This is a genomic window from Haladaptatus caseinilyticus, from assembly GCF_026248685.1.
Lineage (GTDB): Archaea > Halobacteriota > Halobacteria > Halobacteriales > Haladaptataceae > Haladaptatus > Haladaptatus caseinilyticus.
Window position 1 is genome coordinate 147,467 of sequence record NZ_CP111036.1, and the last position, 18,813, is coordinate 166,279.

General features: G+C 59.9%; 23 protein-coding genes. 14 read left to right on the plus strand and 9 right to left on the minus strand.

The window, feature by feature from the left end; genetic code table 11:
• The first annotated feature begins 37 nt into the window (after window positions 1-37).
• On the plus strand, window positions 38-715 hold the full coding sequence (locus OOF89_RS00870; protein WP_266077688.1) for an METTL5 family protein: 678 nt from the start codon (window positions 38-40) through the stop codon (window positions 713-715).
• On the opposite strand, the gene OOF89_RS00875 is transcribed toward OOF89_RS00870, so the two are convergent.
• Complete coding sequence (locus tag OOF89_RS00875; RefSeq protein ID WP_266077690.1) at window positions 712-2,349, minus strand: rhomboid family intramembrane serine protease; 1,638 nt, start codon at window positions 2,347-2,349, stop codon at window positions 712-714. The two genes, OOF89_RS00870 and OOF89_RS00875, sit on opposite strands and share 4 nt — an antisense overlap.
• Before the next feature lie 123 nt (window positions 2,350-2,472).
• Between OOF89_RS00875 and OOF89_RS00880 the strand changes: the two genes are divergently transcribed.
• Both OOF89_RS00880 and OOF89_RS00885 read left to right on the plus strand, forming a co-directional pair.
• Complete coding sequence (locus OOF89_RS00880; RefSeq protein ID WP_266077692.1) at window positions 2,473-3,279, plus strand: extracellular solute-binding protein; 807 nt, start codon at window positions 2,473-2,475, stop codon at window positions 3,277-3,279.
• Window positions 3,280-3,303: 24 nt separating this feature from the next.
• Window positions 3,304-3,684, plus strand: a complete 381-nt coding sequence (locus OOF89_RS00885) for an FAS1-like dehydratase domain-containing protein (protein WP_266077694.1) — start codon at window positions 3,304-3,306, stop codon at window positions 3,682-3,684.
• Here the strand turns inward: OOF89_RS00885 and OOF89_RS00890 are convergent, their stop codons facing one another.
• Complete coding sequence (locus OOF89_RS00890; protein ID WP_266077696.1) at window positions 3,685-4,149, minus strand: hypothetical protein; 465 nt, start codon at window positions 4,147-4,149, stop codon at window positions 3,685-3,687. It lies immediately after the preceding gene.
• Between the two features lie 189 nt (window positions 4,150-4,338).
• Here OOF89_RS00890 and OOF89_RS00895 point away from each other — a divergent pair, with 189 nt between their 5' ends.
• Both OOF89_RS00895 and OOF89_RS00900 read left to right on the plus strand, forming a co-directional pair.
• Entirely contained in the window at window positions 4,339-5,826 is a 1,488-nt protein-coding gene (locus tag OOF89_RS00895) for a DUF4397 domain-containing protein (protein WP_266077698.1), read from the plus strand.
• A 37-nt stretch (window positions 5,827-5,863) separates the two neighbouring features.
• Complete coding sequence (locus OOF89_RS00900) at window positions 5,864-6,361, plus strand: NUDIX domain-containing protein (RefSeq protein WP_266077699.1); 498 nt, start codon at window positions 5,864-5,866, stop codon at window positions 6,359-6,361.
• 4 nt (window positions 6,362-6,365) lie between these two features.
• Here the strand turns inward: OOF89_RS00900 and OOF89_RS00905 are convergent, their stop codons facing one another.
• Window positions 6,366-6,845: an acyl-CoA thioesterase gene (locus tag OOF89_RS00905; protein ID WP_266077701.1), complete on the minus strand. Its 480-nt coding sequence runs from the start codon at window positions 6,843-6,845 to the stop codon at window positions 6,366-6,368.
• Window positions 6,846-6,930: 85 nt separating this feature from the next.
• Here OOF89_RS00905 and OOF89_RS00910 point away from each other — a divergent pair, with 85 nt between their 5' ends.
• The 7 genes from OOF89_RS00910 to OOF89_RS00940 all read left to right on the plus strand — a co-directional run bounded on the left by OOF89_RS00910 (window position 6,931) and on the right by OOF89_RS00940 (window position 13,458).
• On the plus strand, window positions 6,931-8,535 hold the full coding sequence (locus OOF89_RS00910; protein ID WP_266077703.1) for a bacterio-opsin activator domain-containing protein: 1,605 nt from the start codon (window positions 6,931-6,933) through the stop codon (window positions 8,533-8,535).
• Window positions 8,536-8,581: 46 nt separating this feature from the next.
• Entirely contained in the window at window positions 8,582-8,926 is a 345-nt protein-coding gene (locus OOF89_RS00915) for a DUF7344 domain-containing protein (protein WP_266077705.1), read from the plus strand.
• 81 nt (window positions 8,927-9,007) lie between these two features.
• A complete protein-coding gene (locus OOF89_RS00920) occupies window positions 9,008-9,313 on the plus strand; it encodes a HalOD1 output domain-containing protein (protein WP_266077706.1) in 306 nt (101 codons plus the stop codon).
• Between the two features lie 408 nt (window positions 9,314-9,721).
• Window positions 9,722-11,455: a TraB/GumN family protein gene (locus OOF89_RS00925; RefSeq protein ID WP_266079822.1), complete on the plus strand. Its 1,734-nt coding sequence runs from the start codon at window positions 9,722-9,724 to the stop codon at window positions 11,453-11,455.
• Window positions 11,452-12,090, plus strand: a complete 639-nt coding sequence (locus OOF89_RS00930) for a zinc metalloprotease (protein WP_266079824.1) — start codon at window positions 11,452-11,454, stop codon at window positions 12,088-12,090. The genes OOF89_RS00925 and OOF89_RS00930 overlap by 4 nt, the downstream gene beginning before the upstream one ends.
• A 74-nt stretch (window positions 12,091-12,164) precedes the next feature.
• A complete protein-coding gene (gene purM, locus OOF89_RS00935) occupies window positions 12,165-13,139 on the plus strand; it encodes a phosphoribosylformylglycinamidine cyclo-ligase (protein WP_266077708.1) in 975 nt (324 codons plus the stop codon).
• A gap of 118 nt (window positions 13,140-13,257) precedes the next feature.
• Window positions 13,258-13,458: a hypothetical protein gene (locus OOF89_RS00940; protein WP_266077710.1), complete on the plus strand. Its 201-nt coding sequence runs from the start codon at window positions 13,258-13,260 to the stop codon at window positions 13,456-13,458.
• A 103-nt stretch (window positions 13,459-13,561) separates the two neighbouring features.
• Here OOF89_RS00940 and OOF89_RS00945 read toward each other — a convergent pair whose 3' ends face one another.
• From OOF89_RS00945 to OOF89_RS00970, 6 genes are all read right to left on the minus strand, one after another.
• Window positions 13,562-14,101, minus strand: coding sequence for a CBS domain-containing protein (locus OOF89_RS00945; protein WP_266077712.1), 540 nt, complete (start codon window positions 14,099-14,101; stop codon window positions 13,562-13,564).
• Window positions 14,102-14,143: 42 nt separating this feature from the next.
• A complete protein-coding gene (locus OOF89_RS00950) occupies window positions 14,144-14,521 on the minus strand; it encodes a DUF555 domain-containing protein (protein ID WP_266077714.1) in 378 nt (125 codons plus the stop codon).
• Between the two features lie 78 nt (window positions 14,522-14,599).
• Window positions 14,600-15,076: a GNAT family N-acetyltransferase gene (locus tag OOF89_RS00955; protein WP_266077716.1), complete on the minus strand. Its 477-nt coding sequence runs from the start codon at window positions 15,074-15,076 to the stop codon at window positions 14,600-14,602.
• A gap of 75 nt (window positions 15,077-15,151) precedes the next feature.
• A complete protein-coding gene (locus OOF89_RS00960) occupies window positions 15,152-15,412 on the minus strand; it encodes a C2H2-type zinc finger protein (protein WP_266077718.1) in 261 nt (86 codons plus the stop codon).
• 18 nt (window positions 15,413-15,430) lie between these two features.
• Entirely contained in the window at window positions 15,431-16,822 is a 1,392-nt protein-coding gene (locus OOF89_RS00965; protein WP_266077720.1) for a hypothetical protein, read from the minus strand.
• A 97-nt stretch (window positions 16,823-16,919) separates the two neighbouring features.
• Window positions 16,920-17,453, minus strand: coding sequence for an Rrf2 family transcriptional regulator (locus tag OOF89_RS00970; RefSeq protein ID WP_266077721.1), 534 nt, complete (start codon window positions 17,451-17,453; stop codon window positions 16,920-16,922).
• Window positions 17,454-17,603: 150 nt separating this feature from the next.
• On the opposite strand from OOF89_RS00970, the gene rocF reads away from it, so the two are divergent.
• Window positions 17,604-18,524, plus strand: coding sequence for an arginase (gene rocF / locus OOF89_RS00975; RefSeq protein ID WP_266077722.1), 921 nt, complete (start codon window positions 17,604-17,606; stop codon window positions 18,522-18,524).
• A 121-nt stretch (window positions 18,525-18,645) separates the two neighbouring features.
• Window positions 18,646-18,804, plus strand: coding sequence for a hypothetical protein (locus OOF89_RS00980; RefSeq protein ID WP_266077724.1), 159 nt, complete (start codon window positions 18,646-18,648; stop codon window positions 18,802-18,804).
• The last annotated feature ends 9 nt before the right edge of the window (window positions 18,805-18,813 follow it).

The window sequence follows — 18,813 nt, forward strand, 5'->3', positions numbered from 1 at the left end:
CCCCATTCTTACGTCTCCCCACCTCGTCTCCCCTCACATGGGGAAACGTGCGCTGGAACGTCGGCTTTCCGCAGTCGCCGACTTCGCCGATCCGCAGGTCGAACTGGAGCAGTACGCGACACCCGCGGACCTCGCGGCCCATCTCGTTCATCTCGCCGACGTTCACCACGACGTTGCCGGACGGACGGTTCTCGATCTCGGCACCGGAACCGGGATGCTCGCGATCGGGGCCGCGACTCGTAGTCCCCGACGTGTCGTGGGACTCGACCGAGATGGAACCGCCATCGAGCAGGCACGCGAAAACGAATCCCACGTCGCACCCGAAACGCCCATCGAATGGGTGGTCGGGGATGCGACCCGCGCACCGCTGTGTCGGAAGAATCTTCGGGCGAAATCGGTCGATTCGGCCGAATCGACCGAACTGACCGAATCGGCATCATCCGTGACGGTGCTGATGAACCCGCCGTTCGGCGCTCAGACGGGCAACCAACATGCGGACCGCGCGTTTCTCGAAACGACTTCGGCAATCGCGGACGTCTCTTACTCCATTCACAACGAAGGGAGTTTGGACTTCGTCGAGGCGTTCGCCGAAGATGCTGCCGCGGATGTAACACACGCGTTTCGAGCGGAACTGCCGCTCTCGCGGCAGTTCGAGTTCCAGCGGGAGGAACGAAAAGTAATCGACGTGGAAGTGTTCAGAATCGAGTGGCGTTAGCTGCCATACGTTTCCTTCTTTGCCACCTGAACGCGGGTATCGTCGATGACGGCGACGATGCGGTCGTTGGTTCGCTCGAACGTAACTCCTCGAAGCGTAATCGAGGAGCTCGGGGCCGGAAGCGGACCGCTTGCGACTGTCGAATTGTTTGCCGACAGTTCGAGGGTGAACCGATCACGATGTACGGCGATCGAAACCTGCTTACCAGCGAGCACGGGGTCGGCGGTCACAGCGTCGGAGGAAAACACGTGCTTCCACCGGTTCGAATCCGAACGCAACCACACCTGATAGGCGGTTCCACCGCCGCTCGCGCTCCAACCCTCTCGTTTTACGTGAACCGCTTTCTGCCATCCGACACCGCCGACCCTGACCGTTCTCCGACCGGCATGTGCGAGTTGCCCCTTCGACACCTCACGGGACCAGATTTCTCGGTTTTCGTTGACGACGATGACGCCGCTCGTGTTCACTTGCGTCGTCTCGCCACCGAGCGAAACGTCGATGACGGACACTTTTTGGTTCGGCACGTTTTCCGCGTACATCACGGTGTAGCCGTCGATTTCGACGGCGGAACCGACATCCGCGGTTCCGTCGCCATCGACAGTGGTGAGATTTATCGGAACCGCGATTCCGGCCATCGCAACCAGCGGAATCAACAACAGGACCGTCCCCGCCTGTCTGACGGTCGGCCCGAACGCTTCCCGGTCGGTCGTTCGGACCGCCACTGTCACGAGTATCGAAAGCGCGAGGACGAACAAGACGCCGAGGCCGCGAAAGAGGACGTATTTTTCCAACCCACGGTACCACCAGAGCGCCCACAGCGACAGCGACATCAGGAGGACGAAACTCCCCGTCCAGGTCCGGAGGGCACTCGATCGAACGTCCCGTTTCCGAAGGAGGTAAACGCCCGCAACCGCGCCGAGGAAGAACCCGAGCGTGTGTCCCTGCACGGCGATGCCGAACCACCACGGGCGTGAGAACGACGTGGACGCCTCGCCGAGTATTCGTGGATCGAGAAACGCTTGGTAGAGCGTGCTGACGACTCCCTGTGCCGAGAGCGCGACGATGGTCCCCAACGGGTACCGAACCAGCGCGAATCCGACGAAAGCGAAGACGACACCGGAAAATCCGATAACCGGCCCCCACGCCAAAACGCTCGTCCCGAGGCCGATGACGATTGCGCCGAGCGGGAACAGCACGAATGCACGAATCCACGGGTTCGTGCGCCACGACGACCCGGACTCCTCGCCGCGTTCGGTCGGATAGTGGCTGAAGTAGTACTCCGCCAGCGGCGCGAGGGCGAGCGTGCTCGTCATGTTGCCGATGAGATGCCCCGGTCCGGCGTGCGAAAACGATCCGAGAAGCATCCCCAACGGGTAGAGATACGACCACGACGCAAACGCGACCGTAACGGGATTGCGCCAGTGGTCCCACCCTCCCTGCACGAACAGGTAGACGGCGACGACGCCGACGACGGAGACGAGTGTCCCCCACGGAACACCGAACAGGAACCGTTTGCGAAGTGCCGTTCCCCATTTCCCCTGCGGACGATCCAAAGACCAGACGACGAGAATCGAGAGTACCAAGCCGAGCGGGATTGCGACCCGAATCGGCCACCCGTCGAGCAACGACACCATAGTCGGAGTGTGTGACCACGATGGTATAAATGAACCCGTCCTGTTCCGTGAGTGAGATGAGGGGGACTGAAACCACAACTCGTTACGAAATCGTTTTGATGAAGTTGATTCTGGTTACGATAGATGGAACGGCGGCGATTTCTTCGGTACGCTGGCGGTTCGCTCGTCCTCGGAAGCGGCGTAGCCTCCGTCACGTTCGCGGGGAACGATGGTACCTCAGCGCTCGTCGCTGGAAGCCTTCAGCGGCTCGCCTCGAATGTCGGTAGTGCGTCGGTCGAAGCCCACGGAAGCGTCGCTGCTCGACGGCTCATCGTCTCGGGTGCGCGCGAACCGGACGCGGTTGCGCTCGCGGACCCAACACTCCTTTCAGGACTTTCCGCGCGTGCGTCCCTGTTTGCGACGAACGCACTCGTCATCGCGTACGACCCTGAATCGCCGTTTGCCGAGGAGGTCGAACGGAAATGGCGGAGCGCGATGCGCCGGGAGCAAATCGTCGTCGGGCGGACGGACCCCGACCGTGACCCCCTCGGTTACCGAACCGTGATGGCACTGGAACTCGCCGGAGAGCGCGACCTGCTCGGGAAAATACGCGTCGTCCCCGAAACTGGACTCCTCCGAAGTTTGGAAGGTGGTGCGTTCGATGCGGTGTTCGCGTACCGGAATATGGCCGTCGAACACGGCCTTCCCTTCGTTACACTCCCGGACGAACTCGATTTCTCGAATCCCGAGTTCGGCGACCACTACGCCACCGCAAGCGTCGAACTCCCGAAACGAACCGTTCGCGGCGCGCCGATTCGGTACGCCGCGACGGCGCTGACGGAGGCAGGAAAACCGTGGGTCGAACAGTTGGTCTCCGGGCGGAGGCGGCTTCGTTCGGCCGGGTTTTCGGTCCCAGCGTCGTATCCAACCCGAACGAGGGTAAGGGATTAATTCGCTCGGGATGAAAACCAAAACATGTCAGACGTTCCAGCGGAAGGCGACACGGAGACGTACACGCGGACGTTCACGGATGAAGACGTCGAACAGTTCGCCGACCTTTCAGGAGACCGAGGGAGCCACCACGAAGCGTCGGCGGGGGAAGACCGGATGGTACACGGATTACTGACCGCGACGCTCCCGACGAAAATCGGCGGTGACATGGATTACGTCGCTCGAACGATGACGTTCGAATTCCAGCGGCCCGTGTACGTCGGCGAGGAGGTCACGTGTAAATCGACAGTCGAGGCGTTCGAGTCCCACGAAACGCGTCACGAGATGGTCGCATCGTTCACCTGCCGGAACGAAGATGGAGAAGTCGTTCTCGATGGGCAGACGGAGGGTGTTATTTTTCGGTAGCTACTCCCCGAAGTCCGGCAAATCGTCGGGAGCCTCGAACTCGGCCTCCCAATCGACGTAGTCCGCTTCGAGAACGTCACAGACGACTTGGCCGAGTTCGGTCAGCGAGGCGTTGATGGACGAGACGGCGTTCCACGAGTCGATGTTCGGGTGAAGCGCTCGTTCTTTCCAATCCTCGGGAATACCGGGTGCGTGATAGCCGACGCGATCGGCGAAGTCGTCCCAGAAGAAATCGAACTCGTCGAAGAGGTCCAAATCTAATGCGGTTTCGAACTCGCGTTCCTCCAACTCGGTGTGTTCTGCCCACTGATTGAACGACTCTTCCCAAGCCCCCTCGTGGAGAAACGTCTCCAATTCGTCCCGTCGGTAGTTCGTTTCACCGTGGACTGATACGTCGTCGTACTCCTGTACGTCCGCCTCCGGACGCAGAGTCGGTGCGTCGGGGGCTGGTACGTTGAGTCCCATGAATCGGAATAGGGACGGTGCTCTGATAAGAGTTCTCACGGGGGCTGAAAACCGTGTTACGGGCCGATTTCGGTGGATAGGGGAGGCAAAAAGCCGGACGAAACGAGCGTTACTACGCCCGACGACCCTCACTAGGCCCATGAACCGTCTAATCCATTTATACTGGTTCTGGCCGACGATACGTGAGGAATGAGGGAAACAAAACCGACACGGATAGTGACAGTCGGATTGGTAGCACTGATGCTGACAGTTAGCGTCGGCGCCGTAGGTATGGGAGCGATGGCTGTCCAGGATACGACGACAACGACGACTAACGAGACGACTGCCGGAACGAACGAGACGACCGTCGTGGCGGAGGGGACATCTCCGGGGCTAAACGAGACCACGACTGCCGGGGCAAACGAGACGACAACCGCTGGAGCAAACGAGACGACAACCGCCGCAGCAAACGAAACCACAACCGCCGCAGCGAACGAAACGACAACTGCTGCGGCAAACGAGACGACAACCGCCGCAGCGAACGAGACGACCGTCGCTGGGGAAGCGGGCAAAGCACAGGTTCGTGTCGCCCATATGTCGCCGGACGCACCTCCGGTTGACGTCCTCGTGGACGGCGAAACGGTGGTGTCGAACCTCTCGTACGGCAACGTCACGGACTATGCAGCCCTTTCGGCAGGTGAGCACAACGTCACGATCACCGCCGCGGGCGACCCGAGTACGGTCGTCTTCTCGGAGAACGTGACGTTCGAGGCTGATACGAATTACACCGCCGTCGCACAGGGCGAAATTTCGGAGAACGCGAACCGGCCCTTCGAAGTCAACATCCTCGAGGACGACTTCACCGCACCCGGCGCGGGTAACGCCTCGGTTCGGCTCGTTCACGTCTCGCCCGACGCGCCACCGGTTGACGTAACCGTCGCTGGAAGCAACACCACGCTCTTCGACAACGTCTCGTACGGCAACGCGACGGCGTACGAAGAGGTTCCTGCGGGCGACTACACGCTCGAAGTCCGTCCCGCGACCGCGAACGACGACGGTGAAGTCGTCGGGACGTTCAACGTGACGCTCAACGAGAGTACGGCGTACTCCGCCTTCGCGGCAGGCTACATCAACCCGGCTGCTGCGCCCGAAAGCGGACAGAACAACCCGTTCGAACTCATCCTCGTCGAGGACTTCGTGTTCGAGCAAGTGACAAAGACGACCGCGGCGGAGACGGCCGCGAAGGAAACGACCGCGGCCAAAGCGACGGCCACGACGGCAAAGAAAACCACCGCGAAGAAAGCGCCGAAAGAGACGACTGCGAAGGAAACGACGGCGAAGAAGGCGCCGCCGAAAGAAACGACGGTCAACAGAACGACTGCGAAGGAGACGGAAATCACGGCCAACAAGACGACCGCGCAAAAGGAGACCACGGTTAGCGAGACGACCGTTGCGGGGACGGAAACCACGGTCACCGAAACGACCGCGGCGAAGGAGACCACACGACAACAAACGACGGTGAAAGCAACGGCGACGGCGAAGCCGACGAAAGCCGTGGAAACGACGGCGAAAGCTACCACGGTGAAGGAGACGACCGCAAAGGAACACACTCCGAGGAAAACACCCGCGAAGAAAACCACAGCAGGGGAAACCACTACGGACGACCACAAAAAGAGCAGTTCCGACGACAGCAGCTAAACCGAGGTTTCTTTTTTGCTGAAATCGAACGTCACCCGTGAACGGGATATCCGCCATTCGTCACCGGAACGACGTGAGGGAGGGAACGCGGACGTTTTCGCTACCGGCGGATAACTTCGCGACCGTCAAATCGACCATCGAATCCGGGCGCGACCAGTGGGCCGGTGTGGTCGTAACGAACGAAGATGGGCGTATTTTGTTGGTCGAAAACGGGTGGAGCGATGGGTGGGTCGTTCCGGGTGGCACGGTCGAAGTAGACGAAACGCTCGCAGGGGCCGCGGTCAGGGAAGTTGCGGAGGAAACCGGCGTGTCAATCGAACTCGATGGACCCCTTCTCGTCGAGCGTCAGACGTTCACGCACGATGGAAAGGCGGTTTCGGGTCATTTCGTCCTGTTCGGCGGGACTGCAGACGAGGCCGAAATCGGTTCCGACCTCGGCGTCGAGGGTGAGACGATTTGCGATGCACGGTGGTTCACAACCCTTCCGGAACTGACAATCGACTACCGGGCGGAAATCGAGGCGTTTCGAGGGTAGCCCCTCAATCGATTCGCTCGGCCACGGCACGCAACTGATCGATCCGTTCGGTTCGTGCCGAATCACGGAGGGCTTGCTGATTCTCGTCCGGACAATCCAATTTCGGAACGGGCGTCGGTTTGCCCGCCTCGTCCAGCGCGACGAAGGTAAAAAATGAGGTGGTCGTTTCGCGCGCTTCACCCTGTTTCGGGTCCTCTGCGCGAACGTTCACCTTCACGTCGATACTGGTTCGTCCGGTGTCGAAAACGAACGCTTCCACGACGGCGACCTCGCCGAGGTCGATGGGGGAGATGAAATCGACGTGATCCATCGACGCGGTAACGCACTGATTGCCACAGAATCGCATCGCCGCGATTGCACCGCAGATGTCCATCCAATGAAGCACTGCGCCACCGAGTGCCCGCCCGAGATTGTTCGTGTCGTTGGGCAGGAGCAGTTCGGTCATTTCGGTGTACGAATCCATCAAAGTCGCAGTGTCTGCCATATCCGGTGATTGTCGGCAAGGCTACTTAGTTCGTCACAGTTCGGACCGCGTCAGAGTTATCCTCGTCGCCAACCGTATACTACTAATGAGTCGAGAGCTGGAGGATGGACCGCTGACCGACGCAACCATCGCCTCGACCGTCGGGGATGCGGTGTATCAACTCGATTCGAACGGGTATTTTCTGAAAGTCAACGACGCGGTCGTCGCTGCGACGGGATACGACCGCGACGAACTGCTCGGCTCACACGTTTCACTGCTGGTCAACGAGACGGATGCGGCTCGATTCGAAGACGAGATCAAGGCGCTGTTGGCAAACGGCCGGGATGAGGTGGGACTGACGGAGTTACCGATTCGGACCGCGACTGGTCGAACGATTCCATGTGAGATCCGATTTTCAGCGGTGCAATCCGAGGGTGAGTTCGCCGGGACGGTCGGCGTCGTCCGCGACATTTCGCGCAGAAAGCGACACGACGCGGAACTGAGGGCACAGCGTGACGAACTGGACCGACTACGTCGCATCAACGCCGTCATCAGAAGCATCGACCGCGCCGTCGTCCGGGCCGAAACTGTCAGCGAAGTCGAACAATCTGTGTGTGACCGACTCGCCGAAGCCGACACCTTCCGGTTCGCTCTCGTCGTCCGCTTCGACCCGCAGTTCGAGAAACTCATCCCCCAGACGTGGGCCGGTAATTACGATGAGTACGTCGAGTACCTTCGGGAATCCGATATCGACGTTTCCGAGGGACCAGGTGTGAAGGCGATCAAAACACGGTCCGTACAAGCGATACAGGACATCGACCGCGACGAGCACGACTGGAGCGAGGCCGCGTTGGAATGCGGTTTCGAGTCGCTTGCGGCGGTCCCGTTGGCACACGAAGAGGTCGTATACGGCGTGTTGGCGGTTTACTCCGAACGCCCGTATGCGTTCGATGATGCCGAGCGAGAACTACTGGCCGAACTCGCAGAACTGGTTGGCTACGCGCTTTTCGCGATCAAAACCCGACAGGCGCTCGTCGCTGAGCGGGTCGTCGAACTGGAGTTTCGACTCGCTGACGAGGACTACGTTTTCACTGCCCTCTCGGCACGAGAAGACTGTACGGTCACGCTGGAAGACGCTGTGTTACACCCGGATGGTTCTTTACTGTTGTACGTCTCGGTTTTCGGCGGAGACCCGGAACGGGTGGTCGAATTCTGCCACCGTTTTGAGGGTGTCACTCATCTTCGGGTCATCAGCAAGCGGGAGGACGAATGCTCGCTGGAGATTCGCTATGGCGAACCGATGGTGCTGAGAACGCTTTCACACCGCGGTGGCGTTATCAGGTCGGCGGTTGCCGAAGATGGGGTTGCACGCTTGCAAATCGATCTGCCGGAACGAGAAACCGTCCGCGAGGTGGTCGATACACTCGATGGCATCTTCGATACCGTGGAACTCGTCTCACGAAAGACGGTGGAACGGCCGATCGAAACACGTTCGAAGTTCCGTGACACGCTCGATCAGGCGTTGACCGACCGTCAGCGAACCGTTCTCGTCGCCGCGTATCGAGGTGGGTATTTCGATTGGCCACGGGAGAGTACCGGCGAAGAACTCGCAAAATCACTCGACATCGCTGCCCCGACTCTTCACAAACATCTTCGACTCGCGGAGGGGAAACTACTCGCCGCGATTTTCGATGATGCGGACAGTGGCTAATCGTTTAGCCCCACTGCTCAATGTGATCCGGTGGATGGTTTCGAGTATGCCATCCGAAACTCGCCCTGGAACCGACGCTGCTGTGAACCGATGGAACGCGACATCGGAATCCTCCCTGAACGAAATTTTCAGGGTTTGCGCCGCGCGGGTTCGTCGCGAGACACTGGTCGTTTTGCGAACAGAAGACGACCCGATTTCACTGACCGAACTCGCTACCGAACTGAGCGACGACACCGAGCAGGTTCGACTCTCGCTCGTCCACATCCACCTCCCGATGTTGGATGCGGCCGGACTGGTTCGGTGGAACCCAAAACGCGATTCAGTCGCGCTCGACGCCATTCCGAGTCGATACCGCCGACTGATCGATGTCATCGACCGTGAGATGAGATGATATTTTTCGGATTTATCGGTACCTACTTAAAAACGCAACTATTGAACGCATAGTTCGATAGACGTCGGAATGAAATATCCGATGAGCGTGAACGAAACCGTGCTACGAGAAGAACCCGAACCACTCGCGTCCGCCCAGTATTCGTGGGGTGGAGAAATGACACTCATCCACACCATCGTCGAGACGTTGTCCTCCGCAACCGGACGGTCGGCCGAGGAGCTCCCTCCGTTGCACAACGCCGTGGACGTCGATGCCCTCGAATCGATCTTCGGCCCCCGCGGAAACGGTCAACTGCGAACCGTTACCGGCGAGATATCGTTCCACGTGGACAATCACGAAGTCGTCGTCAAAAGCCACGGTCGCGTCGTCGTTCGCCTTGCTGAGTAGATTCACCCCAGTGTAGCGTCGGCCGTCGTCCGTCCTTCCCTGCTGACTCCGAGTAGTATCCAAATAGTGACACCGCAATCGCATTTACAACGGATTGTGAACCACCCTTTACTGACGGAAAGGCCGTTCTGTCGAACCGATAGCGATCAAAGCAAGCATATCGCGAGGGGGCGGGAACGGACGGTCGACGGGAGGGTTGTGAAGTACTCGAAGCACATTCGAGCGGAGCAGACTTCATTTCAGTCCGTTCAGTTTTATCACGTGAGATCGGAATCCGTATCGAGCAGCACCAACCACCGCGTACCAACGAATCCACACTTTCTGCTGAAATATCATGTCCCATTTCTCGCGTGAAAAAATTGCCGCGCCACCGATAACGGTAAAAACGGAGGGTGAGTAACGACAATGATGACCGAACAGGACCCACCGCCGTCCGTAGACGGCGAGGGGAGCGTACGAGTCGTCGGGACAGCCCACGTCTCCGAGAAAAGTGTCGAGCGAGTCGAGGAGGCCGTCGAAGCGGAGCGACCGGATACAGTCGCCGTCGAACTCGACGAGGGTCGATATCGGCAGATGCAGGGCGAGATGGCGGACGATCTCGAACCATCCGATTTGCTCCACGGAAACACCGTCTTTCAGTTTCTAGCGTACTGGATGCTCTCGTACGTACAAGCGCGAATGGGCGAGGAATTCGATATCCAACCCGGAGCGGATATGAAGGCCGCCATCGAAGTGGCGGAGCGAACAGGGAGCGATGTCGCATTGGTCGACCGCGATATCCAGATGACGATTCAACGATTCTGGGCACGGATGACGCTCCGCGAAAAGATGCGAATGGTCGGAAGCCTCGCCCTCGGTGTGACCGACCCGCTTACCCTCGGACTGCTCGGCGGTGCGATGGCTGGTGTCTTTTTCGCCATGATATTCGGTCTGTTCGTCGCCCCACTCTTCGGACTGAACGAAGCGTTGACACTCGGTGCGGGTACAGGCGCGTTCCAACTCATTGGCTCCCTCGCGGGTGGTACGATTGCGGGCCTCGTCCTCGGTTCCCTCGTGCTCTCGTTCGGCCTGACGAGGCGGTACGATATCGCTCTCGGTGGCGGACTCCTCCTCGGTGTCGTCACCGGAATTGCACTGGGAACCGGCGTCGTCGCCGCGAGCGCGGTTCCCATGCTCGATACGGGAACGCTCGAAACCATCGGTTCGGTTTCGATTCGACTCCTTTCGGCCCTCGCAATCGGCGTCGGAAGCGGACTAGTCCTTGGGCTCGCTGGTGGGGTCATCCTCGGGAGCGGCGCTCCGGCGGAGGACGAGCTAGACGAGGAGTTCGACATCGAAGACCTCACCGACGGCGACGTCATTACTGCGATGATGGAGGAGTTCCGACGATTCTCGCCGGGCGGGGCAGAAGCACTCATCGACGAACGTGACGCCTTTATCGCGCACCGGCTCGTCGCGCTCCGGGAGGCGGGCCACCACGTCGTCGCCGTCGTCGGCGCTGGTCACCAAGCCGGAATCGAAGGGTATCTCCGCAACCCGAACACCCTCCCACCGATGGATTCGCTGGTGGGGACCGAGTCGGGAAGCCGATTTTCCTTCTTCAAGCTGTTCGGCTACCTCGTCACCGTCGTCTTCCTCGCCTTCTTCATCCTTCTGGCGATGGCGGGCGTTCGGAACGAGTTCCTCATCAAGGTGTTCGCAGCATGGTTCCTGTTTAACGGAATCTTCTCATTCACGCTAGCGAAACTCGCCGGTGCACATTGGATCAGTGCGCTCGTCGGCGGTGCGATCGCATGGCTGACGAGCATCAATCCGCTCCTCGCACCGGGATGGTTTGCGGGCTACGTCGAGCTGAAGTACACACAGGTAAACATCGGCGACATCGCAAAGCTAAACGAAATAATGAGCGACGAGGAGAGTCCGCTCTCGGACCTCATGTCGCGAATGCTCGACGTACCTCTCTTCCGTCTCATCGCCGTCGTCGCCATGACGAACATCGGAAGCATGATTGCGACCTTCCTCTTCCCGTTCGTCGTCCTCCCGATTCTCGGGCCGGAAATCGGCGGTGTCGAGGAAATCACTCGGCTCATGGTGAAAGGTGCACAGAACAGCGCGGATATCATATGGGAGACGTTGACATGAACGTTCGATTCAGCACACACGAGATACGTGACCTCATCGTCGCGTGGGTCGCCCTCGGGGTAGCGTTCACGCTGTTCCTTCAACCGGAACTCGTGCAGTCGTTGATACAACCCGGTGGAAACACCTCCCCCGGTCGCTTTGCCAGGGCGCTCGGAATTTCGCTCCTCACGGCAGGCGTTGGATTCCTGCTACACGAACTCGCACACAAAGTGACGGCGATTCGGTTCGGCCAAATCGCGGAGTTCCGTGCGGATTACGGCATGCTGTTTCTCGCCATCGTCAGCGCGCTCGCCGGATTCCTGTTCGCTGCACCCGGTGCGGTGTATCACCGCGGGATGACGACGGAGCGGGAAAACGGACTCATCGCGCTGGCTGGCCCGGTCACGAACGTCGCGCTCGGCGCCGCTTTCTTCCCGATTTGGCTGATAGCGCCCGAAACCTCGTTCGTCGGCCTCGTCGGTCACCTCGGCGTGCAAATCAACTTCCTCCTCGCGGGATTCAACATGCTCCCGTGGGGTCCGCTCGACGGGAAGAAGGTGCAAGGATGGAGCACCGTCGTTTTCGTCTGTTCGTTCGTTCCGCTCCTCCTGCTCGCAGTGTACGCGCTGTTGTTCATGCCGTTCCCGCGATTCTGATCGTCGAACGGCAAGCGGTTCACGTCCTGTTTTAGAACGGCAAACCTTTACTCACCCAGTACGCGGGTTCGACCATGAGCGAGGAGGAGGAACTGACCTACGCGGATGCCGGAGTAGACATCGACGCGAGCGAGGCGGCGACGGCGGCGCTCGTCGGCGCGGTTTCGGACATCGACAACACGACCGATTACGCGGGGTTACTCGATATCGGCGATCAGTACCTCGCGCTGGCAACTGACGGCGTCGGAACGAAACTACTCGTCGCGGAGGCGATGGGCGATTACTCGACGGTCGGTATCGACTGTATCGCGATGAACGCGAACGACCTCGTGGCCAGCGGCGTCAAACCGGTCGCGTTCGTGGATTATCTCGCCGTCGAAGAACCGAGCGAGGAGTTCTCCGAGCAGGTCGGGGAGGGACTTGCGGCGGGTGCCGACGAAGCGAACATGGCCCTCGTCGGCGGCGAAACCGCGGTCATGCCCGACGTGATTTCCGGCCTGGACCTCGCAGGGGCGTGCGCCGGTCTCGCACCGAAAGACGCGATCTTCCCCGGCGAGGCCGAAGTCGGCGACCTGCTCGTCGGGTTCGAATCCTCCGGAATCCACTCGAACGGTCTGACGCTCGCCCGAAAAGCGGCGACGAAAAACCACGATTACACGGACGATTTCCCGCTCGGCGAGGGAACGGTCGGCGAGCAGTTGCTGGAACCGACGAGGCTCTACACCTCTCTCCTTCCCGAACTACGCGAGCGCGACGTTCACGCTGCGGCCCACGTAACCGGCGGCGGGTGGACGAACCTCCTTCGAATGGGCGAGCACCGCTACGAGATTACCGACCCCTTCCCCGTTCAGCAGATCTTCGAGTTCATCCGGACGGAGGGTAACGTCTCGGACGAGGAGATGCACCGGACGTTCAATATGGGAACCGGGTTCGTCGTCGCCCTCCCCGAGGAGGACGCAGAATCGCTGGTCGAAGCGACCGACGGAAAGATCATCGGTTCCGTTTCGGAGGGCGATCACGTGGAAATCCGTGGACTGAGTTTGGATTGAGGGGGACGCAGTTTCGGAATCCGAACGGCGTCGATTCGGCTGGCACACTCGTATCAAAATAATATTATGATTCAGTGACTACAATATAATTATACTGCTGCACCCTGTTCCGTCGAATATGGCCCTCCAAGAAGTGCACATTTCGCGAGGCAGGTGCCCCAAAGAAGGCGGTACAGAGGAATCTCACGCGCTGCGAACGGGGTCGATGGTGCGAGTCGAAGGGGAACAGGCACGGCAGATAATCTGGGCGAAATGTGAGTGTGGGTGGTGCGATATCCGTCGGGTGCAGGCGGAATCGGTCGAATATATGAGCGGCTAACGGACGGAAAATCGGTTCGTGCGAATCCTTTTTCATGGTCACTCGAGGAGCGTCGAACTGGCAACGAGAACTCCGTGAAAATAGGGACGCCCCGACTGTCGATTTAGGACAATCGTGCGGCGATGTCGGCCTCCGTCACGATGCCGACGGTTTCGCCCTCTTCGGTCACCATTACGGCTTTGTAGTGGTCGAGAAGGTTGCTGATCTCGTTCAGCGTCGCCGACTTCGAAACGGTCGGGAAGCTCTCGCTCATGAGTTCGCGGACCGCTTCGCCACGTGCGTCCTCTCCAGCGTGAACGAGGTCACTCTCGCTGATAGACCCGACTGGAACGCCCTCCTTGATGACTGCCAATTGGGAGTAGCCCGCCTCCTGCATCTTTTTCACCGCCGCACTGACGGGGTCGGTCGGTGCGACGCTGACCACGTCCTCGTGCATCAAGTCGCCCGCGCGAACGATATCCCCCTCCGATTCTTCGAGTGCGTTCACGATTCGTCGAAGCGTCGAGAGACGTGGATCGACGTCACCACCTTCTATTCGGGCGATGAGCGGCTGTGAAACGTCGGCTCGGTTTGCCAGTTCGCTCTGTGTCAACCCGAGGTCCGTTCTGCGTTCCCTCAGGTCTTGCGGCGTCGGGAGTTCCATACTGGAAATTACCGTGGGTTATGACATAAATCGTTCGACTTTTCAGGCAGTTTCGTCGAAGTCGATGTCGTCCTCGTCTTCGAACTCTATCGTCTCGACCACCGAAAGCGGAACGTCACGGAGCGCACCACCGATTTCACTCTTCGCGATTCGCTGGGCGTGTTCTTCGCTATCCGCGTTGAACACCTTCATTTCGAGGACGAGACCGACGAGTGCGGTGTGTGCCGCGATGAACGCCGAGTCGAACGGTTCGCCACAGGCCGGACACCCCGTCGCGCCGACTTCCACCTCGACGTAATCCATGTTCTTCTGATTCAATCGCTTTCCCGCTTCGCTGACCGCAACGCCGATAGCATCGTCGATATCGCCGACATCGCGTACCAACCATGCCGCCTCCATCGCAACGAGGTAATTGCTCATATCCCAACCGAGACGCTGGAGGGTTTCGTGTCTTTTGGTTTCCCGGTCAGCATCGGCGTAGTTACTGATTTTTCGCAGTCACAACCGTTTCGTCATCTCGAGGCAGGTGAGTTCGACGCCCCCAGTGGTCTCGTGTGCGACCGTCTCGGATCGTTCGTATCCCGCCTGTTCGTAAAACGGGACGGCGTTCAACGAGGCACGGAGCGAAAGCGAGTCGATGTCCCGCTCGATGGCCTTCGCTTCGAGATTGGTGAGCAGTGCCGATCCGACACCCTCGCGTGCGTAATCGGGGTGAGCGTATACCGCAGTAACGACCTCGTTTTCATGGTCGAGACGACCGAACCCCACGATGTCACCATCGACCTCGGCGACGACGATCTCCTCCGAGCGGCTTCGAACCGATTCGCGGTATAGTGCGCTCCCGAGCGGCTTCGTCGCCCACGCCTCGACCTGCTCGTCGTGATATCGCTCGGGACCGAACGCTCGAATGGACGAGACGTGAAGCTCGAGAATGGCCTCGGCGTCGGCTTCGGTTGCGGAACGAATCGACGGCATAGCAACCGAGACGACGGTCGTCGTTGTAATCCCATCGGCGGCACGCGTCGGTTTTCGATGGCGAACTGCAACCGACTACGGGACGATGGAGTACATGAAGAGAAAGCCGAAATACAACAGTACGAGCAATGCGAGCGCCTTGAGACGGAACAGTCGCAGCTCTTCGGATTCTTCCTCGTAGGCTTCGTGAAACGCATTCACCTCTTCATCGCTGAGTTCATCGCCGTGCTTCAAGCCCCGGTGGAGAACGAGATACTCCCGGTGGCTAAACGGTTGCCCGCAGTACGCACACTCGTAGGACGGTTCACCGGACGGAACGGACGTTTCGAGGGTCATGGATGGTATGGGGTCGTGCTACAGGTACGGTGGAGTAATGGTCGGTTGCGAAACGATCCACATGCTCGTCATCGTGTACAGTATCATCACGGCCACGAGGGGGTACTGACTCCGAATGGCTTGCAGTCGGCTCGGGAACAGGTCGTAGGCTATCGCGTGGGCGACCCACACCGCGAGCAGGTGACCAAGCAGGACGAACGACATGTTCAGTCCGCCGAACCACGACGGGAGGATGATCATCATCGGCGTCGGCGGAGAGAGGGGATTCGATAGCGCGCCGAACAGGGCAGGGGAGAGCGAGAGGAAGTAACTCAGATAATGCGCGAGGTGGTAGCCTGCCGCGATCGGAAGCAACGACGGCGCGAAGCGGCGGGCGATTTCGCCCGCGGTCAGATAGGTTTCGGCGGTGGTTCGGGTCAGCTCGGAAGCCAGTCGATAGACGCCAAAAAAGAGGCCGTACCCACCGAGAAGAGCGAGAATATAGACGAGTAACGGCGGAACACCGCCTCGAACCACGACGCCCGCGATGTCGGCCCAGAGCGACGTAGCGACGAATCCATCGTAGGTCGTCACCCACAGAATAGCGACGACGAACGCGACTTCGTCACGGCCGGTGACCAGTTTCGTCTCGATCAATCGCGCGCCGGGGAGTTGGAACTCGAATCCGGCGCTCGTTCGTCGAATCGGAGCGACACGTCCGTAATAGCGGAAAACGCGCGCGACCGGGTCAACCGTCGAGAACCATCGGTCGGAACCGAACAGCAACGCTCCGACGAGCGTAATCACCGAATACACGAGGACGACGCCGACCAGCAGTTCCGCGTCGTCGGCCAGTGGGCTGACCACTTCCAGCCAAACCAACGCCAACAGACCGACGACGCTGGGGCACGCTCCCAATCGTTTCGGATACGTAGCAGTTCCAACCGGAAGTACGGCTGAACCCACGTCCGCGATAGTTCGCCACGGGTTCAACGCGGGCCACGTGTTGCCGACGAGATACACCGTCGCGGTGTACCCGGCCCACCACCCAACCCAGACGACGAGGATGGCGACGTTTTCTCGAGGATCTACCGGGGCGAGCACTCCCCCGGCGACGATGACGACGAGCGCGAGAACGCCGAACGCGCGCGTGGCCGTCACGAGCGGGTCGGGGGACAGCGACGAGAACCGTCGTCGCCAGTCGTGAATCTCCCGAATGAACGTTCGGTCGGTGACGAAACTGGCGAGCAGAAACGACGCGCTCACGACGCCGCCGCCGGTGAGCAAGAACAGCCAGAGCGGAACCGAGAGCGATTCCGACGACCCCCGCAGGCTTCCGCCGTGTGCGACCGCATGACCGGTGAACGTGCCGAGGAGCCACAGCACGGAAACCGGGCGAAGCGAGCGTCGAATCGCGGTTCGGCGGTTCATCAGTGAAGCTAGGGCTGTCCGTGGATAATACCTTTTGAAATCGGGCGGCGAGCGTAGAAAACTGTTGAAATTCGAGACTGAAACGACTCAGCCGGAGTTAGTGGTTCGGCTCTTCGGTGGGTGCTTCCATTCCGGAAATCTTCAGGATGAGGATGTTCCGGGTGTCGTCCTTCCCATCGACGATGCCCTCTACGACGAGTTTCGACAGTGGTGTCGGGCCGACTTTCACTTCGTCACCCTCGTGGAAATCCCGAACCGACCCACGGAGGTGGATCTCCGCACGGCAGAGTTCGGGGTGGTGAACGCTCGTGAAAGCGATGCCCTCGACGTTACCCTCCTCGACATCCTCACCGTTATGCTGGAGTGGCACCTCGGCGGCGCTGTCCAACTCCTGGATATCGAGCGCTTCGAAGGCCGTTGCCGTCGGTTTGTACCCGCCTTTCGGCCCGGGTACACCTTCGACGAGCTGAAGGGCCTTGAGACTCTGCATCTGATTTCGAATCGTGCCGGGGTTGCGATCGACTTCTTCGGCGATATCCTCGCCTTTGACCGCATCTTCGGCTTCTCTGTGGAGGTTTACGAGTGCCGTCAGTATCGTTTCCTGACTTGGCGTCAACTCAATACTCGACATTAGATGAATCTTGGTAATAGATTTCCTTAAACCCGACGAATATGCTGGGAGAATCGTGGTAGTTCATGCCTCAAACTGGACAGGTTTAAACACACCGTTTGTCGGTCGAAATGGCAGGATTTGAAATCCCCTCGTGTCCTCCCTCCCCGTATGACAAAGCCCGTCCAAATAATCGGCGCACCAGTTGACTACGGCGCGAACCGACGTGGCGTGGACATGGGCCCGTCCGCGATTCGCTACGCCGGACTCGCAGAGCAGCTCGCGGAGGCCGAAGTGACCGCTATCGACACCGGCGATCTCCCCGTTCCGCGCGCGGAAGAGCGAGACCCGGAAACAGAAGAACCGGCGGAGGGAAAAGCGAAGTTCCTCCGGGAAACCGCGGACGTTTGTTCCCGCCTCGCCGACGAAGTCGCAGGTGCGATAGACGAAGACGCCTTCCCACTCGTCCTCGGCGGCGATCACTCCATCGCGATGGGTACTCTCCGTGGATCCGCCCGTGACGCAAATATCGGTGCGATCTGGTTCGACGCACACAGCGACTTCAACACACCGAAAACCTCGCCGAGCGGGAACGTTCACGGCATGCCGCTCGCGGGCGCGCTCGGTGTCGAGGATTTCGCCGAGACGGACTGGGCGAACGCGCCCGGTTTGTCCGAGGAAAACGTCGTTCTCGTCGGCCTTCGGAGCGTGGACGAGACCGAGACCGAGGCCATCCGTGAGAGCGACGTAACCACATACACGATGTCCGACATCGACGAGCATGGTATCACCGAGGTCGTCGAGGAAGCCCTCGACATCGCCACCGATGGCGTCGATGGCATCCACGTCAGCTTCGACTTGGACTGGCTCGACCCCAAGGAGGCTCCCGGCGTCGGAACGCCGGTTCGCGGCGGGGCGAGCTATCGTGAGGCTCACTCGGCGCTCGAAATCGTCGCCGAACGTGACGAACGGGAAGGCGTTCTGCGCTCGCTCGAACTCGTAGAGGTCAACCCGATTCTGGACGAACACAACGAAACCGCCGAACTGGCGACCGAACTCGCGGCGAGCGCGCTGGGCAAGCGCATCCTCTAGCACTTTTGTTGCGTTCGCGCGGCGACGCCGCGCGCACTGGCGAAACTGCACCGAAAGTCCACCCTTCCCGTTTTTCGACACTCGGACGGCTCACTCGTCATCGTGCTCCTCGCTCACGGAGATGAGCGAGACCGTGGCGGGTGTGGACATTGCCGACCGATGGCTGTGGACCCGGCGAATCGTTTGCCGACACGGCAGTCCACGAAGCCGCGAGGAAACCGGACTCGCGGTTGAACCGGAGAATCGAATGCAACCGCTCGACTCTCCGTACTGCAAATAAAGAAGCGAA

What these genes read in the sequence shown, in the direction of transcription:
- OOF89_RS00870 (WP_266077688.1), top strand. Translation starts at nt 38, where the DNA reads ATGGGGAAACGTGCGCTGGAACGTCGGCTTTCCGCAGTCGCCGACTTC.
- OOF89_RS00875 (WP_266077690.1), bottom strand. Translation starts at nt 2,349, where the DNA reads ATGGTGTCGTTGCTCGACGGGTGGCCGATTCGGGTCGCAATCCCGCTC.
- OOF89_RS00880 (WP_266077692.1), top strand. Translation starts at nt 2,473, where the DNA reads ATGGAACGGCGGCGATTTCTTCGGTACGCTGGCGGTTCGCTCGTCCTC.
- OOF89_RS00885 (WP_266077694.1), top strand. Translation starts at nt 3,304, where the DNA reads ATGTCAGACGTTCCAGCGGAAGGCGACACGGAGACGTACACGCGGACG.
- OOF89_RS00890 (WP_266077696.1), bottom strand. Translation starts at nt 4,149, where the DNA reads ATGGGACTCAACGTACCAGCCCCCGACGCACCGACTCTGCGTCCGGAG.
- OOF89_RS00895 (WP_266077698.1), top strand. Translation starts at nt 4,339, where the DNA reads ATGAGGGAAACAAAACCGACACGGATAGTGACAGTCGGATTGGTAGCA.
- OOF89_RS00905 (WP_266077701.1), bottom strand. Translation starts at nt 6,845, where the DNA reads ATGGCAGACACTGCGACTTTGATGGATTCGTACACCGAAATGACCGAA.
- OOF89_RS00910 (WP_266077703.1), top strand. Translation starts at nt 6,931, where the DNA reads ATGAGTCGAGAGCTGGAGGATGGACCGCTGACCGACGCAACCATCGCC.
- OOF89_RS00915 (WP_266077705.1), top strand. Translation starts at nt 8,582, where the DNA reads ATGCCATCCGAAACTCGCCCTGGAACCGACGCTGCTGTGAACCGATGG.
- OOF89_RS00920 (WP_266077706.1), top strand. Translation starts at nt 9,008, where the DNA reads ATGAGCGTGAACGAAACCGTGCTACGAGAAGAACCCGAACCACTCGCG.
- OOF89_RS00925 (WP_266079822.1), top strand. Translation starts at nt 9,722, where the DNA reads ATGACCGAACAGGACCCACCGCCGTCCGTAGACGGCGAGGGGAGCGTA.
- OOF89_RS00930 (WP_266079824.1), top strand. Translation starts at nt 11,452, where the DNA reads ATGAACGTTCGATTCAGCACACACGAGATACGTGACCTCATCGTCGCG.
- purM (WP_266077708.1), top strand. Translation starts at nt 12,165, where the DNA reads ATGAGCGAGGAGGAGGAACTGACCTACGCGGATGCCGGAGTAGACATC.
- OOF89_RS00940 (WP_266077710.1), top strand. Translation starts at nt 13,258, where the DNA reads ATGGCCCTCCAAGAAGTGCACATTTCGCGAGGCAGGTGCCCCAAAGAA.
- OOF89_RS00945 (WP_266077712.1), bottom strand. Translation starts at nt 14,101, where the DNA reads ATGGAACTCCCGACGCCGCAAGACCTGAGGGAACGCAGAACGGACCTC.
- OOF89_RS00950 (WP_266077714.1), bottom strand. Translation starts at nt 14,521, where the DNA reads ATGAGCAATTACCTCGTTGCGATGGAGGCGGCATGGTTGGTACGCGAT.
- OOF89_RS00955 (WP_266077716.1), bottom strand. Translation starts at nt 15,076, where the DNA reads ATGCCGTCGATTCGTTCCGCAACCGAAGCCGACGCCGAGGCCATTCTC.
- OOF89_RS00960 (WP_266077718.1), bottom strand. Translation starts at nt 15,412, where the DNA reads ATGACCCTCGAAACGTCCGTTCCGTCCGGTGAACCGTCCTACGAGTGT.
- OOF89_RS00965 (WP_266077720.1), bottom strand. Translation starts at nt 16,822, where the DNA reads ATGAACCGCCGAACCGCGATTCGACGCTCGCTTCGCCCGGTTTCCGTG.
- OOF89_RS00970 (WP_266077721.1), bottom strand. Translation starts at nt 17,453, where the DNA reads ATGTCGAGTATTGAGTTGACGCCAAGTCAGGAAACGATACTGACGGCA.
- rocF (WP_266077722.1), top strand. Translation starts at nt 17,604, where the DNA reads ATGACAAAGCCCGTCCAAATAATCGGCGCACCAGTTGACTACGGCGCG.
- OOF89_RS00980 (WP_266077724.1), top strand. Translation starts at nt 18,646, where the DNA reads ATGAGCGAGACCGTGGCGGGTGTGGACATTGCCGACCGATGGCTGTGG.